General features: G+C 40.6%; 11 protein-coding genes. 7 read left to right on the forward strand and 4 right to left on the reverse strand.

What is annotated here, in order from left to right:
- Positions 1–33: 33 nt before the first annotated feature.
- The gene (locus tag EHS13_RS34645; RefSeq protein WP_155704779.1) at positions 34–567 is read right to left on the reverse strand and encodes a YceI family protein; all 534 of its coding nucleotides are present in this window, start codon (positions 565–567) and stop codon (positions 34–36) included.
- Between the two features lie 212 nt (positions 568–779).
- Here EHS13_RS34645 and EHS13_RS34650 point away from each other — a divergent pair, with 212 nt between their 5' ends.
- The 6 genes from EHS13_RS34650 to EHS13_RS34675 all read left to right on the forward strand — a co-directional run bounded on the left by EHS13_RS34650 (position 780) and on the right by EHS13_RS34675 (position 10192).
- Positions 780–1097 (forward strand): ArsR/SmtB family transcription factor, encoded by a 318-nt coding sequence (locus tag EHS13_RS34650; RefSeq protein WP_155704780.1) that lies wholly within the window; start codon positions 780–782, stop codon positions 1095–1097.
- A 26-nt stretch (positions 1098–1123) separates the two neighbouring features.
- Positions 1124–1789: a futalosine hydrolase gene (locus EHS13_RS34655; protein ID WP_155704781.1), complete on the forward strand. Its 666-nt coding sequence runs from the start codon at positions 1124–1126 to the stop codon at positions 1787–1789.
- The gene (locus EHS13_RS34660) at positions 1786–2655 is read left to right on the forward strand and encodes a 1,4-dihydroxy-6-naphtoate synthase (RefSeq protein ID WP_155704782.1); all 870 of its coding nucleotides are present in this window, start codon (positions 1786–1788) and stop codon (positions 2653–2655) included. Before EHS13_RS34655 ends, EHS13_RS34660 begins: the two co-directional genes overlap by 4 nt.
- 38 nt (positions 2656–2693) lie before the next feature.
- On the forward strand, positions 2694–5243 hold the full coding sequence (locus tag EHS13_RS34665) for a winged helix-turn-helix domain-containing protein (RefSeq protein ID WP_155704783.1): 2550 nt from the start codon (positions 2694–2696) through the stop codon (positions 5241–5243).
- A gap of 127 nt (positions 5244–5370) precedes the next feature.
- Positions 5371–8121, forward strand: coding sequence for a hemoblobin-interacting domain-containing protein (locus EHS13_RS34670; protein ID WP_155704784.1), 2751 nt, complete (start codon positions 5371–5373; stop codon positions 8119–8121).
- Between the two features lie 73 nt (positions 8122–8194).
- Positions 8195–10192, forward strand: coding sequence for an S-layer homology domain-containing protein (locus EHS13_RS34675; protein ID WP_162463400.1), 1998 nt, complete (start codon positions 8195–8197; stop codon positions 10190–10192).
- 88 nt (positions 10193–10280) lie between these two features.
- Here the strand turns inward: EHS13_RS34675 and EHS13_RS34680 are convergent, their stop codons facing one another.
- The 3 genes from EHS13_RS34680 to EHS13_RS34690 are packed head-to-tail and all read right to left on the reverse strand — an operon-like array spanning position 10281 to position 12333.
- Positions 10281–10682, reverse strand: coding sequence for a YtxH domain-containing protein (locus EHS13_RS34680; RefSeq protein WP_162463401.1), 402 nt, complete (start codon positions 10680–10682; stop codon positions 10281–10283).
- 59 nt (positions 10683–10741) lie between these two features.
- Positions 10742–12001 carry a hypothetical protein gene (locus tag EHS13_RS34685; protein WP_155704787.1) on the reverse strand — a complete coding sequence of 420 codons (1260 nt, stop codon included), beginning with the start codon at positions 11999–12001 and terminating at the stop codon, positions 10742–10744.
- 56 nt (positions 12002–12057) lie between these two features.
- Positions 12058–12333, reverse strand: coding sequence for a helix-turn-helix domain-containing protein (locus EHS13_RS34690; protein ID WP_155704788.1), 276 nt, complete (start codon positions 12331–12333; stop codon positions 12058–12060).
- Between the two features lie 139 nt (positions 12334–12472).
- Here EHS13_RS34690 and EHS13_RS34695 point away from each other — a divergent pair, with 139 nt between their 5' ends.
- Complete coding sequence (locus tag EHS13_RS34695) at positions 12473–14446, forward strand: outer membrane protein assembly factor BamB family protein (protein ID WP_162463402.1); 1974 nt, start codon at positions 12473–12475, stop codon at positions 14444–14446.
- Positions 14447–14463 lie beyond the last annotated feature (17 nt).

Here is a 14463-nt window from a genome sequence, read left to right on the forward strand (position 1 = left end):
TTGGTATTTATGCTGTTTATTATAAGTCGGTAATTAAGCCTGTTGAACAGCTTCGATTTCAATTGAGATTTTAACCTCGTCTGCAATTAGCACGCCGCCTGTTTCCAATGCTGCATTGTAAGTCAATCCGAAATCACTGCGCTTGATGCTGCCGTGTCCACTAAAGCCTACTTTTTCATTGCCCCATGGATCTTTGCCAGCACCTTCAAAAGTAACGGAAATCGTTTCGGATTTAGTTACTCCGTGCAGGCTTAAATCGCCAATCACATCGTATTCTCCATCGCCTGTTTTAATGATTTTAGTCGATTGAAAAGTCATCTTCGTGTTATTCTCAGCATCAAAGAAATCTGCAGATCGAAGATGTGCATCACGATCTTTATTGCGTGTATCAATGCTGCCTAAATCAACACTTACGGAAATATTAGCTGTCGTTAAATCTGTGGGATCTGCCTCAACCGCTGCTTCAAACGTATGAAAAGTACCTTTTACTTTTGCGATCATCATATGTCTAATTGAAAAATCAATACTGCTATGTGATGCGTCTACTGCCCATTTAACCTTGCCCATTATAATTACCTCCTGTTATTTACTTACTTTTAATAATTATCTATCATTTGTTTATATACTTTATATTAATGTGTCTAGAATGTTTTGTCAATAGTTACTTTTGGTTGCTTTATTGCACGATTTCTTATCCTTTTGTATAATTAAGTGAAACCAAAAGGTTTGATTTATGTAATGGACGGCGAACATAAAACCATTAGAGAAAGGAAATTAATATGGGTGCTGCACTTCAATATGATGTATTCGATGGTATTGCCGATCCAACTCGACGCCGTATCCTAACTCTGCTTTCTACTCACAATATGAACGTTACTGATCTCTCAGACCATTTCCCCGTTACTCGAACAGCCGTCTCCAAGCACCTAAAAATTCTCAAAGGGGCTAAGCTCGTAACAGAAGAAAAAGTAGGCAGAGAGCGCATTTACCAATTGAATCCTCATGCTCTTAGAGAAGTCAAAGATTGGCTTCAAATCTACGAACAATTCTGGGATGAGAAAATTAATAATTTAAAAAAGTTATTTGATTCAAACTAGTTCCCTAATATAAGGAGTTATTGACTATGGATATAGATTTAAAGAGTTTCCGCGTGCTGGTGATGACTGCCGTGCAGGTTGAAAAAGACGCCGTTTTGCGCGGACTAGGCAATAGTGATAAATTTGACGTCCAGCTAGCTGGAGTCGGCCCTGCATTAGCTGCTGTAAGATCGACTAAGGCTCTAGCAGCAGCAAATTATGGCTTAGTGATTAGTGCAGGAATTGCAGGTGGTTTTGCAGATCTTGCAAAAGTGGGAACATTAGTTGTAGCAACAGAAATCGTTGCCGCTGATTTAGGCGCAGAAGCAGCCGATGGATTCCTTAGCTTGGATGAACTTGGCTTTGGCTCGGCAACTATTAAGGTTGAGATTAACCTTGCGAATAGAATAACTGAAGCGCTGCGTGCTGCGGGACTTACAGTTTGTTTAGGGCCTGTCCTTACGGTTTCCACTGCCACAGGTACGGCTGCGACAGCTTTAGCGCGAGCAGATCAAGTGCCAGGTGCAGCAGCTGAAGGCATGGAGGGCTTCGGGGTAGCGACTGCCGCTCAGGAGCAAGACATTCCTATTCTTGAGATTCGCGCTATATCGAATCCAGTTGGTCCTCGGGACCGCGAGGCTTGGCGGATTAAAGATGCGTTAGAAGCCTTAGAATCAGCTTTTGCTATATTAAAGGAGGTATTACACTCATGAAAATTGCTTTCTCACCTTGTCCGAATGATACCTTTATTTTTCATGCTTGGGTCCATGGTTTAGTGCCAGGTGCTCCCGAGCTAGATGTTATGTATGCCGATATCGATATCACCAACACACTGGCGGCTGGTAATGAGGGCCCTGATATAATGAAAATTTCTTATGCAGCACTGCCATGGATCCATGCTGATTATTCCCTTATCCCCTGTGGGGGCGCTTTAGGCAGAGGCTGTGGACCACTTGTTCTGACCGGCGCTGGGCTTGGCAATATCGCAGCAAATCCATCTGCATTAGCAGGTAAACGTGTTGCTGTCCCTAGCGAGCGTTCAACTGCTTATTTGCTTTTCCGACTTTGGGCAGCACAAAATGTACCCGGCGGCGTCAGCGAAATTGTGATTATGCCTTTTCATGAAATTATGCCTGCCGTACGTGATGGTTTAGTTGATGCAGGATTAGTCATTCATGAAGCGCGCTTCACCTATCAGAACTTTGGCTTAACCTTACTAACTGACTTAGGCGCGTGGTGGGAATCGGATACCGGTTTGCCTATTCCACTTGGGGCAATTATTGCTCGCAAGTCTCTTGACCATGCAGCTATTTCCAGTTGGATTCGTGCTTCTGTAGAATATGCATGGGCACACCCCGAAGCATCTCAGGATTATGTAATTGAGCACTCTCAAGAAATGGCACCTGAAGTTGTCCAAGCCCATATTGACTTATATGTGAACGAATTTTCCGCTGACTTGGGTGAAAGTGGGTTTGCCGCTGTCCACACTCTTCTCGCAAGAGCCACAGAGGAAAAATTAATTCCACCGATGGATTTATCTGCTATTTATCAGACCCCTAATGGAGTATACTTATTATAGTAGAAACAAACGATTAACTGGGGTCAGGTGACAAATTTATGCTACTCAACAACAAGCTTCTTATCCCTCGTGTACATCCTTCGATTATCAAACGCTCCTCTTTGCTTGATAATTTGAATATAGGTTTAACCCGAAAATTGACACTTGTTACGGCACAAGCAGGCTATGGCAAAACAACTATTTTAAGTGAGTGGGCTAAACAATCCAAGGCGAGAATCGTCTGGCTTTCCTTGGACAAGCATGACAATGATTTTATTCCTTTTTGGAGTTATGTGCTGACAGGGTTTGAATTAATAAAACCAGACTTTGCCGTAAACCTTTGGCCTATTCTTCTAAATTTCTCAACCAAATCGATCGAGGTTTTTACCACATCTCTTCTCCACGAGCTTCAAGCCTTAGAGGAGAATTGGGTAATTATTCTCGACGATTTCCATTTCGTGGACCATGACTTAATTAATGATTCCATTACCATGCTATTAGAAAATCTACCACCTTTGATCCATATTTATATCTCCAGCCGTTCTAAGCCTAGCTTTCCAGCTACCCGATTATTCGCCAAAAAAGAACTCCATCAAATAAACGTTCAAGATTTACGGTTTCAATTAGCTGACAGCACTCATTTTTTCAAGCTGAGATCGGAATTGAATTTATCCAAAAAAGAAATCAGCCAGCTTGTGGATCGTTCCGAAGGCTGGATTAACGGTTTACAGCTGGCTGCACTTTCTATGGAAAAAACTAAAAATCAAGCTCAGTTTATTCGTCAATTTAGCGGAAAACACCGTGATATCTCTAATTACCTAATTGAAGAGGTTTTTCAACAGCAATCTGTGGAAATGCGGGATTTTTTACTGAAAACCTCTGTGTTGAGCGAAATGAATCATTCTCTCTGCGAGGCTGTTACCCAGCAAAAAAACTGTCAGGACAAATTAGAAAGCTTAGAAAAATTGAATTTATTAATTGTTCCGCTAGATGACAATCGGGTTTGGTATCGGTATCATCAATTATTCTCTGAATTCTTACAGCATACACTAGAGCAGAAGTATCATGACCAATGGTTAGAAGCCCATATGAACGCAGCTCACTGGCTAGAAAGCAATGGATTCCAAGAAGCTGCGGTTGATCATTTTCTGGCCGCTAAGCAATATACGGAAGCCATCCGATTAATTGAGCTGCTTCTGCCTCAGACGCATCATTCTAAGTGGAATGTATTGCATCGCTGGCTCACTGCACTACCTGATGAAACCATAATCGGAAAACCGATGATTGATATTTATTACATTGGCGCGCTTATTGGTGTTGGAGAATGGAGCATGGCTTTAGAGCGAACCAAACAAGCTGAATTACGCATTCTCGCGATAAAAGATTACCTAAGTGAACCCGAATGGAATCAACTTGGGGGGACTTTATATTTTTTCGGCGCAATAACAGCTTCTGATCAAAAAGATCATGTTCGCTCACTGCACTATTTTGAAATGTACGATTCGCTTATGCCTGAAGGAAATTCCTTTCAAATGATTGGCGGCAATTCTTATGGCGGTACAGACCACGATGATGTATTGCTCTTGGTTAATGATTTGCACGTTGCTGACTCTTACATTAACAATAGAGTTCAAGCATGGGGAATGAAGCAGCATTATCCTGCAATCGGTTATTTTCTAACCTCGCAAAGTGATCTGCTCTATGAGTGGAATCGTCTCGATGAGGCCAAAGAAATTGCAGAGCGTACGCTAATGCGCAAGGATATTCAGCCCTACGCTCGGCTTTTAATTGCTTGCACAACGGTTCTAGCGAAAATTGAACAAGCACAAGGACATCCAGAAAGAGCCAATCAGCTTCTAGAGCAAATCAAACAGCAGATTCAATCTTCTGAGCAAGCTGCCTTTCTGCTGAGAATTGAGGCATTCCAGCTCCAGTTAGTTTTACAGCAGGATCCTAGTGCGTCAGCTTCTGCTTGGTTAGAAAAAAGTGACTTTGATTATAAAGATCCTATTACCTCTTATCCTTTCAAGGAATATCATGTTTTTGCAGAAGTCCTAGCTCATACGGGACAAACGAGCGAGGCCTTGGAGCTCCTAGAGCGAATGTACCAGTTCGCCAATAGAGAAGGCAGAATTCGCAATAAAATCAAAGTTCGAATCTCACAAAGCGTGATTCTCTATGAACTAGGTAAAACCAACGAAGCTTTTGTTTTTCTATTAGAAGCACTGCGTTTAGCCGAGCCGCAAGGTTACATTCGTAGTTTCATAGACAGGGGTCCTACATTAGCTGCAATGCTATATCTACTAATAAACACACCTAATCTTATCCCGAAAAAAGCACCTGTCGACTATCTGCCTTATATTAAACAATTGCTTCGTGCTTACAAAGGCGATTTACCTGAGCTAGCGACTAGCAAATTAAAGCTCACTGAACAAGAATCGCGGATTCTCAAACAAATAGAGCAAGGTTTGTCGAATAAACAAATTGCAGAGCAAGTCTTTATAACAGCGGAAACAGTAAAATCACACATTAAAAAGATATATAAAAAGCTTGAAGTAAACAATCGTGTGCAAGCTGTACAGGCAGCTAAGGAACAAAATTTACTATAAAGTAGTCCTTATCCCCCATTTGGGGGATATTTTTTTTTTCCAAATAGGCATATAGTAGTGAGATGAATGTCGCATAATGTGAGCAATTCTGACATTGTTCGACCAAAACAAATTATAGGAGTGAGAGATGAACATGTTGACAAAAAGTACAAATGGCAAGACCCGTTTAATGAGATTCGTTTCACAAATGTTGGCGGTTTTACTAGTAATCGCAACAGTAATTACGGTTTCACCTGGTGTGGGGCATGCTGCCGGTGGTGGTACAATTACCTCTGCAACAGCAACCGTATACGGCGATAGACACACGATCACCGTGGAGTATAATGTCTATGCATTTGCAGTGAACCCTGGAACCTTAGCAGGAAAAATTATGATTGATAGAAACGACGATGGGGATGTCCCACTTTTAGAAGACAATTCCAATAATACTGCAATAATGTCGTTAGATGGAACGTTAGTCATCACCTTGGTAGATGCGATTCAGAATTGGAATAGTATACAAATTGCTGCAAATGCTGTAAAAGATTCGAACAATGTTTGTTTCACTCAGACAAGCTACTTCAGTGGTGATTTCAACCGAGAACTAATAGACGACGAATATGATTTGAGCCCAACTGATAATAAAGTACTGGAATTATATCTCAATAGTGATACTTCAGCCAGCAATTTACCGAATTTGAAGGATGCAATCCAATTATCAACGGATGACGTTAACTTCAATCCATTAGTCGGTGGAGATACAGTTGCACTTTTGGATAATACCCTAACCATAACTTTTGCTACAGCGCTAACAGGCTCAACTAATAGAATTAAAATAGTTAAAGACGGCCTAAAGAGCACTCAAAATGATGCTAATTTAGTTGTGTTATCGGGTAGTTCTGAAGTTAGCAGTTTGATTACTGCGAATGATTTAAACGCTCCTAATTTTGTAGGTATTGATAGTGTTAACTATTATGATATAAATCTTCATTTCGATAAAGTTACGCACTTCAATGTATCATTACAAGAATTAAAAAATAAGCTTAGTTACAGTACAGATGGTGAACATTTTTATCCGCTTAATCCAAGTGGATATTGGGTAGTAGACGAAAGAGGAGATTCGATATATTTATATATAGATCAATATCAATTTGATTTCACTAAAGCCGTTATAAAAATTGCTGGAGATGTCTTTGTAGATGATTATGGTCATGTACAGCATGATGCAACTATAATATCCGCTATAGGTCCTACGTACCAATCTGCTGCTCTTAGTGATAATGGTAAAGATGCGGTTTTGACATTTAATGAGAATGTGTTTTCAAATGTTGGAGACTTAAAAGAGTATATTTCCTACTCAGAAAATGGTAACTACGACCTAAGATCGTTGGGTGCCAATGATACTGTTACCGTCTCAGACAATAAACTTACTGTTCATTTCGCTGCAGGACTTAATGGAAATTCGATTGTAATCTATGTTGATAACTATGCTCTTAAAAACATTAAAAATATGCCACTATGGGATAACATTGTGACTCAAACATTAAAGGTCACAACGGATCAATCCGCACCAAGAGTGAATAGCTCGTTTTTTTCCAATACAAATCATGACTTGGTCCTTGTGTTTGATGAAGATATGTACAATAACACTGCGACTGAAGATACCTTGAAAGCTGCAATTTCTGTCTCTTCTTTTCCTAATAATGTTGATTTAGTCGACAGTGGTTGGAATCCAGTTTCTTTGACTAACGCTACGATAAACCATTTTGGTAAATATTTGGTCATTCAGTTTCCAACATCTTTAACTTCTAATAAATACAAGGTTACGATTCAAGCTAATAGCGTGAAAGATGTCCATGGTAATGTAAATGCAACAGATATCGTATCTGACCCAACATGTCTCTCGAATACGAACGAGCCATATACACAAGATGCGTATTTAGTTCACAATAATCAATGGTTGAATATTAGGTTTAATACTTCTTTGTATGCCCCCTTAGTAGAAGGCATATCTTCTTTACATGATAAGATAACCATTTCTACAGATGGTACAAATTTTGAACGCTTATCCACTGATGATATTGTAGTGGTAAATGGCAGATTAGTTACGGTATTCTTTAAAACTGCAAAAAATGACAATCTTAAATTTATTATAGAAGCGAATGCAATACAAGATTTAGATGGTAATGTTCAGACCTCACCTATTGAAGAAACTGTGAATACGAAGAATACTCCCGATATTACAGGTAACTTCTATAGCAATGCACCGAGTGAATTTACATTTGAAGACAACCAAGTATGGAAGGACAATTTTCAAAATGTCACTATCTACGAAGAAACCAATTATAGTGGTGCATATCGCATATTAAATGCAGATGAGTATTCTATTTCAGCGGGGAAATTGACAGTTAATCCCGGAGTCTTTAAACACGGCGTCTATTATGAATTGTATATTAATGCAGGAGAATATTATTATGCGTATGCTGAAGGAACTTCAATACTACCAAATGAAACATACATTATGACAGCCCCAGCATTAACTAGAACAAGTGGTATCACTGCCTCTGTAAATGTTAAGAATATTTATGATCCACTTGAAATATACGATGGCTTCGAATACGACGGTAGCAATCGTAATGCAACGATTATATTCCAATTAATGAATGGAACGACCCCAGTAAGTATAGTATCATTAGATTCCTTTCTAGCCGATGCGACTTATAAAGCTAACTTTAATGTTGCAGATGCTGCTAACCCGAACTATACTGTTAATGTTTTTATTGTAAGTAAATACAGCAGTGACCCCGCAAATGTTGGATTAAATCTAGCGACTATAAAAACACAAAATGAATTGGATCAAGTACAGAATGATTATGATTATGAAAATGATATAGGTTAGAAGTTAAATAAGGAAATGAATTGAGTTTATATTTTATGAATATTAAGTTGAAATGAAAGCGAGGAATGTCAAAGTGAAATTACGCAAGTTAAGTTTAATGCTGATTTTAGCGCTGTGTTTGTCACTCGTACCTGTTGCTGCTTTTGCTAGCAGCAGCTCTGCGATAACTTTAAAGACTATTGCAGATACCCCACCGGGCGGTTCTGTACTAATTTCCGGTGATTCTACTTTTAATGAAGTCATTATTAAAGTGCTTCGCCCTGGAAATAGTACCGCCTATTACGACATAACCCCTGTTACTGATGGGCATTTTTCAAGTAGCTTTACCTTGTCAAGTACGGAGACAGGCGGCGCTTATACGGTTGTTGCTGGACAAGCTAACCAAGTTGCTACGACGACATTTAATGTCACTACGCCAACACTACCATCAACAGTTATTACGCCAGTATTCAGTCCTGCTGCTGGAACTTATTCTACAGCTCAGTCAATTACAATTACGACAGCAACTGCTGGCGCTACCATCAGGTATACGATAGACGGAAGTACACCGACAGTCCAATCTGCCCTTTTTACAGGTGCTATTAGTGTAACAACCACCCAAACGATAAAGGCCATTGCGATTAAAACGGATATGAACAATTCAGCAATAGCAACTGCTCTATACACGATATCAACCGTTATCCCATGTGTTACTTCATGTGATACACCACCTATCGATGGAGCTACACCAACACCAACACCAACACCAACACCAACACCTACAGCAACACCAAATGGCAACCCGGTTACTCCTCCTAATTCACTAGCAACACCAGTGGCTGTGGATACAAGCAAGAACGTAGTAAAATCAGTTACGGATGCAAACGGAAAAGTAACCACAACGGTTACTCAAGACGATACAGCACTTGCAACCGCACTTGATAAAGCATTCAAGCAAGATAACCATGGCGATGATCCAATCGTTACGCTTACCTTCAATAATGCTAAAGGTGAAGCAGTCGTATTTAATCTTTCATCATCTGTATTAGCTGCAGCTGCATTAAATTCACCTAACACTATCGTTTCCTTACAAACCAATGATGGTGAGTATTCTTTACCGCTTAGCATTATTGACTTTGCTGCACTAGCACAAAGCCTTGGTACTACAGGCGATAAAATTAGCATTCAAGTTAATATCTCAACCGTAGCTAATGATGTTAATGCTAAGATCAAATCCGATGCTACAGGTATCACTACCTCCCAGCTAGGAACTGCAATTGAATTCTCGATTACAGCAACTGGTAACGGGAAAACAATCGAGCTTAACAATTTCGGTACCACTTATGTAGATCGTAACATTGTATTGACGATTCCAGTTGATGATACTCATGCAACTGTAGTGTTGTATGATCCGATTACTGGCGAATTCTCCTTCGTACCAGCCTTGTTTGAGAAACTAGCAGACGGCACTACCAAGGTTACATTCAAACGTAACGGAAACAGTATCTACACAGCGCTTTCTTCCACTAAAACGTTCACAGATATTAACAAGCATTGGGCAAAAACGGATATCGAACTTTTGGCTTCTAAATTGGTTGTAAAAGGTGCAACAGATACTACCTTTGCTCCAGATAGCAGCATTACAAGAGCCGAATTCGCAGCTTTGTTGGTTCGCTCATTAGGTTTAACGGCTGATGCCGCTTCAGCAGCATCATTCAAAGACGTTAAAGCAGGCGATTGGTTCGCAGGCGCTGTTGGCGCAGCTGCTAAAGCTAAGCTAGTAAGCGGCTTTGAAGATAAGAGCTTCAAGCCTAACAATACCATTACGCGTCAGGAAATGGCGGTTATGGTAGCAAGAGCGATTAGCGCAGCAGGTAAAAAACCAGCTGCCTCATCAAGCGATGCTTTGGCTAAGTTCACAGACAAAGCTTCCATTGGCAGCTGGGCACAAGTAGCTGTAGCACAATCTGTAGATGCGAAAATCATCTCCGGTATGACGGCTACAACTTTCGTTCCAACAGCAAATGCAAGCCGCGCTCAAGCAGTCGTAATGCTAAAAAGATTGCTGCAATTTGCAGAATTCGTAAATTAATTTAATGCATTATCTTTAAAAAGGCTGTCGCTTAAGTAGTTAATCTACTTGAGCGACAGCCTTATTTTCATTCTATATAACTCATTTCCTAGCTGCTAAACGGCTGGCGATGACTATCCGCCTCGCGTTTAACCTCTGCTTTGCTATCTTGCCAAGCGTTAACTACATTGTTTTTAACCTCGTTGGTTTTTTCTGTAAACTTATCCTTAACATCAATGGCTTTGTCCGTAACATTGCCTCTGATCTCGCTTACTTTATCTGTAAGCTTAGTGGACTGTTCACTCACGCTATTTGCGATATCCTGTGTTTTATCTCCAACGTTTGTTGCCATTTGCTGCATTCTGTCATTAATGACATGGTACTTATTTGCTATATCCTCGCGTAATTTCGCACCTGACTTAGGAGCCAAAAGAAACGCCGAAGCTGCTCCGATAGCGCCACCGATTAGGGTACCTAGCAAAAGACCACTGCTTTTTGTTGAATTTTCCATTTGAATCATCTCCTTCGAGTTGTTATATCTCTTATATAACCACTTTGGGCCATTTTGAATCAGATCGACATCATCCGCTCTTCCAGCCAAGAGATGACAAAAGCCTTATCACGATGAATCGGAATGATTCTTTCCCAAAGATCCCAGAAGCTTTCTTGGAAAGCAGCGAGTATAGTGCCCTCTGTTATCGTTAATAATGCCACATTATTATTTCCAGCATTTTTGGCCGTAACCCCGATGGTTATTGTATGGTCCCCTTTAATCTCCCACTCAGCTTGGTTAAGCAACTCATACTGATTATCACTCACTAAAGCAACCTCAAACCCTTTATGCCTTTTCAGCAACCCAATTAAATGTTCCAGATGCAGCTTAATGTCGACAGGCGTAGGCCTAAAATAAGAGTTTTTCACATGCTCACCTGTCATAATTAGATGCTCAAATGCTCTCATCGGGTAGATATGACACATTTTATGCTTGATAATATCTCGATTAAAGCTCTGCAGACAATCTGCAATTCGTTTCAGATGAATCTTACGTTCATCCTGATCAGGAATGGTGATTTTTATATATTTCTCCATCAAAGGATAAGGTACTGTTATAAAATTAAGATCCTGATAGACCAGTAAATGATTACCTGACTTATGATCCTTCGCCGCATTCAACTCAAAATACTCCTCCAATTCAAGCGTTCTAACCAGTGGCTCCACTTCCAAGAGCATCATCTTCGTAAACTTCTCAATCACTTGCACGGACCCAATATCATCTATGTATATCGCTGAATCTATTTCACTAGGATTCTCTGCAGCAAAGCATAACAAAGCACACTTACCTTCCACTAAAATGATTTCAAAAGGCGGATTGAGAATCCCATATTTATTAAAATAATACAGGCTGTAGGTGCCAGGGTAATTCGTCCAGTCCATAATCTGATTGACCAGTTTAAGCGATCTGCCGACGTTCTTATTTAATTTGCACAGCTGCTTAATATTCCAGCCTGAGTCCAGAGCCTGAATGATCGTATCCTGCCAATAGCTATATAGCTTGGGATATCCGTCAAAATGCTCTCGCTCACTCTGCAGTGTAAGTAAAATCTCACATTTACCCTTGATCACACTCTCATTAATTGCCGTCTTAATCATCGATATAGCAGCCGAGAGCACCGCCTCTCTACCTTGAATTGCTTTGGGGATTTGCTTATTAATAAAACCCTCTATGCTCCCAGGTTTAGTAATAATCTCACTTGGTGATGAACGGTGCGCATGCTCCAACAAATCAACCACATGGGTAGGTCGATCTGATGGCTTGTGGGTCTTACGCAAATCAGGATCCAGAGTTAACGAATAGATCTGCGATTCATGAAACGCATGCTCTAATCTTATATGAAAGGGTTCTGCGGTATCCGAGCTTGCGAGAAACTTTCTGCTCCAAGAACGAAAGCCGTTTTGGTAGTTTTTTTATATTCCTTGTCCAATCCATCGTTTAAAACATCGACAATTTGCCTTATATAGTTGGAATTAAGCCCAGGCGTTCTTTCCCCTCTAATCCATCTACGGACATAGGAAGAATCTATATTTAATGCTTTTGCCAGCTTTGCTGCCGACCAGTCTCTAAGCTGTAGCAGTTCATTTAATAAGTCACCGAATTTAATCATTATGACCCTATTCCTCCTCTTAGTAACACTATTCACGTTACTAGAAATTGGTAATATTGTCGAGGACAAATATGTCCTGTCCTGATTTTTTATAAATATAATCCGTTATACTTTCTCTATGTCGAAGGAGGAAACTCTCATGCTCAAGTTGTTATCTTTACTTATCGTATTTACCTTAGTCATACTAACAGGCTGCGAGGCTAAACAAACTGACCTGCTACCCTTGGCAACTCCAATGCCCACCTCAGGAAAGCTAGCTCCTGAATTAATCATCACCGCTTCCGCATCTATAGCAAATTTGAATTCAAAAATAGATGACATCGAGATTGCCAGTGAAGCCTTACAGCGAAAAATCAGCTTTAATGTTTATCTCCCACCTGGGTATGATGCAGGAAAGCAGTATCCTGTGCTCTATTCGATGTATGGGTATGGCGGAACCCGTAATTATATCTTCGGTTCGATGGGCTTAGATCAAGTCACAGATCGTCTAATTAAAGCCGGATCCATCAACCCGCTGATCATTGTTTCCCCTGATTATGGGAATAGCTTTGGGGTCAACACTAAACCGGGACAAGGTGTAAATCCAGGTAGTGTCGACGAAGGCAGCTATGAGGATTACCTTATAAAAGAGCTCATTCCTTATGTTGATTCCCATTACAGCACTGCCCCTGCAAAAGAAAGCAGATACATCGGTGGCTTCTCTATGGGAGGTTACGCCGCACTTTTTCTCGGCTTTTCTCATCCAGAGCTGTTCAGCAAAATCGGTGGGCATAGTGCATCTATCTGGGATTATTCGGTTAATGATGAGTACGCGGGCCAACGAGACTGGCTATACCCAACCGAAGCTCTGCGAAATCTAAGGGATCCTTTTCGGCTTGCTGATACTAGGAGCTTAGGCTCTGTTCAGGTTTATCTAGATGCAGGTGAATCTGATGGGCTAGCTGTGGTGGATGAGAAGCTTTATAACCTGCTTAAAGCCAAGCAAATTCCCGCAGAGTGGCATACCAGCCCAGGAGGACATGCGACTTCTTATTGGTCCAGCCATTTTGAAGACTATTTAAACTTCTACTCAGGCAAAACAAAAATACCTGCCACTCATCAAGAAATATGGAAGTTCCAAACAGATGGCCGAATTAGTTCCACCCCACTCGTTTATAATGATAGCCTTATCTTTGGCAGCGATGATCATAAGCTTTACTCTGTAAATGAGAGCTCAGGTCAAGCTCAGTGGAGTTTCGAAGCAGACAGCTCTATTCGCTCCAATCCACAGTCCAGCGGTGATTTAATCATTTTCCAGAGCAATGCTGGTACCGTTTATGCTGTAAATGCTACATCAGGAAAGCGCAAATGGAGCTTTGCAACAACCGTTCAGCAAGGGGAGCAGGATCAATGGGATTATTACGATTCCTCTGCGTCCATCGATAAAGATACTGTCTATATAGGAAGCGCTGATCACAATGTATATGCTCTGAATGCTCTATCCGGAACTGAAATTTGGCATTATAAAGCCAGTGGAGCTGTAAAAAGCACCCCTGTCTATGATGATAACTCGGTTTATTTTGGTGATTGGGAAGGAAGCTTGTATGCCTTAGATAAAAAAACGGGGGTTAAACAATGGACCTTTGCAACTGAACCTAATGGCAGACATAAAGCAATTCAATCTACTCCCGCTTTACACGACGGAGTCATTTATCTAGCTGGGAGAAATTTTAAGCTCTATGCGATTCTTGCAAGCAGCGGTAAACAGCTTTGGGAGCTAACCACTCCTGCTTGGGTAGCCTCACCTATTTACGTAAATGGAGTGATATATGTTGGAAACTCGAATGGAAATTTTGTAGAAGCCGTTGATGCTAAATCAGGTATTAGCATTTGGAAATTTTTCACCAAGGGCAATGTCCTATCTGCTCCTCTATTTGATAAAGATCAGCTTATCTTTGGTTCAGGTTACGCTTATGAGGGCACTCAGAATGAAGATTATTTATATACTATCGATGCAGCTTCTGGCCAGCTCACTTGGAAAATCAGCACTGACAAAATTCATTCCGCCGCAGCAATAAATCACGATGTTATTTACTACACTGGCTTTGATCAAGCCTTGCATGCGATAAAATAAAGCTGAAGCATTCTGAT

It is taken from the genome of Paenibacillus psychroresistens (genome assembly GCF_009728935.1).
GTDB lineage: Bacteria > Bacillota > Bacilli > Paenibacillales > NBRC-103111 > Paenibacillus_AC > Paenibacillus_AC psychroresistens.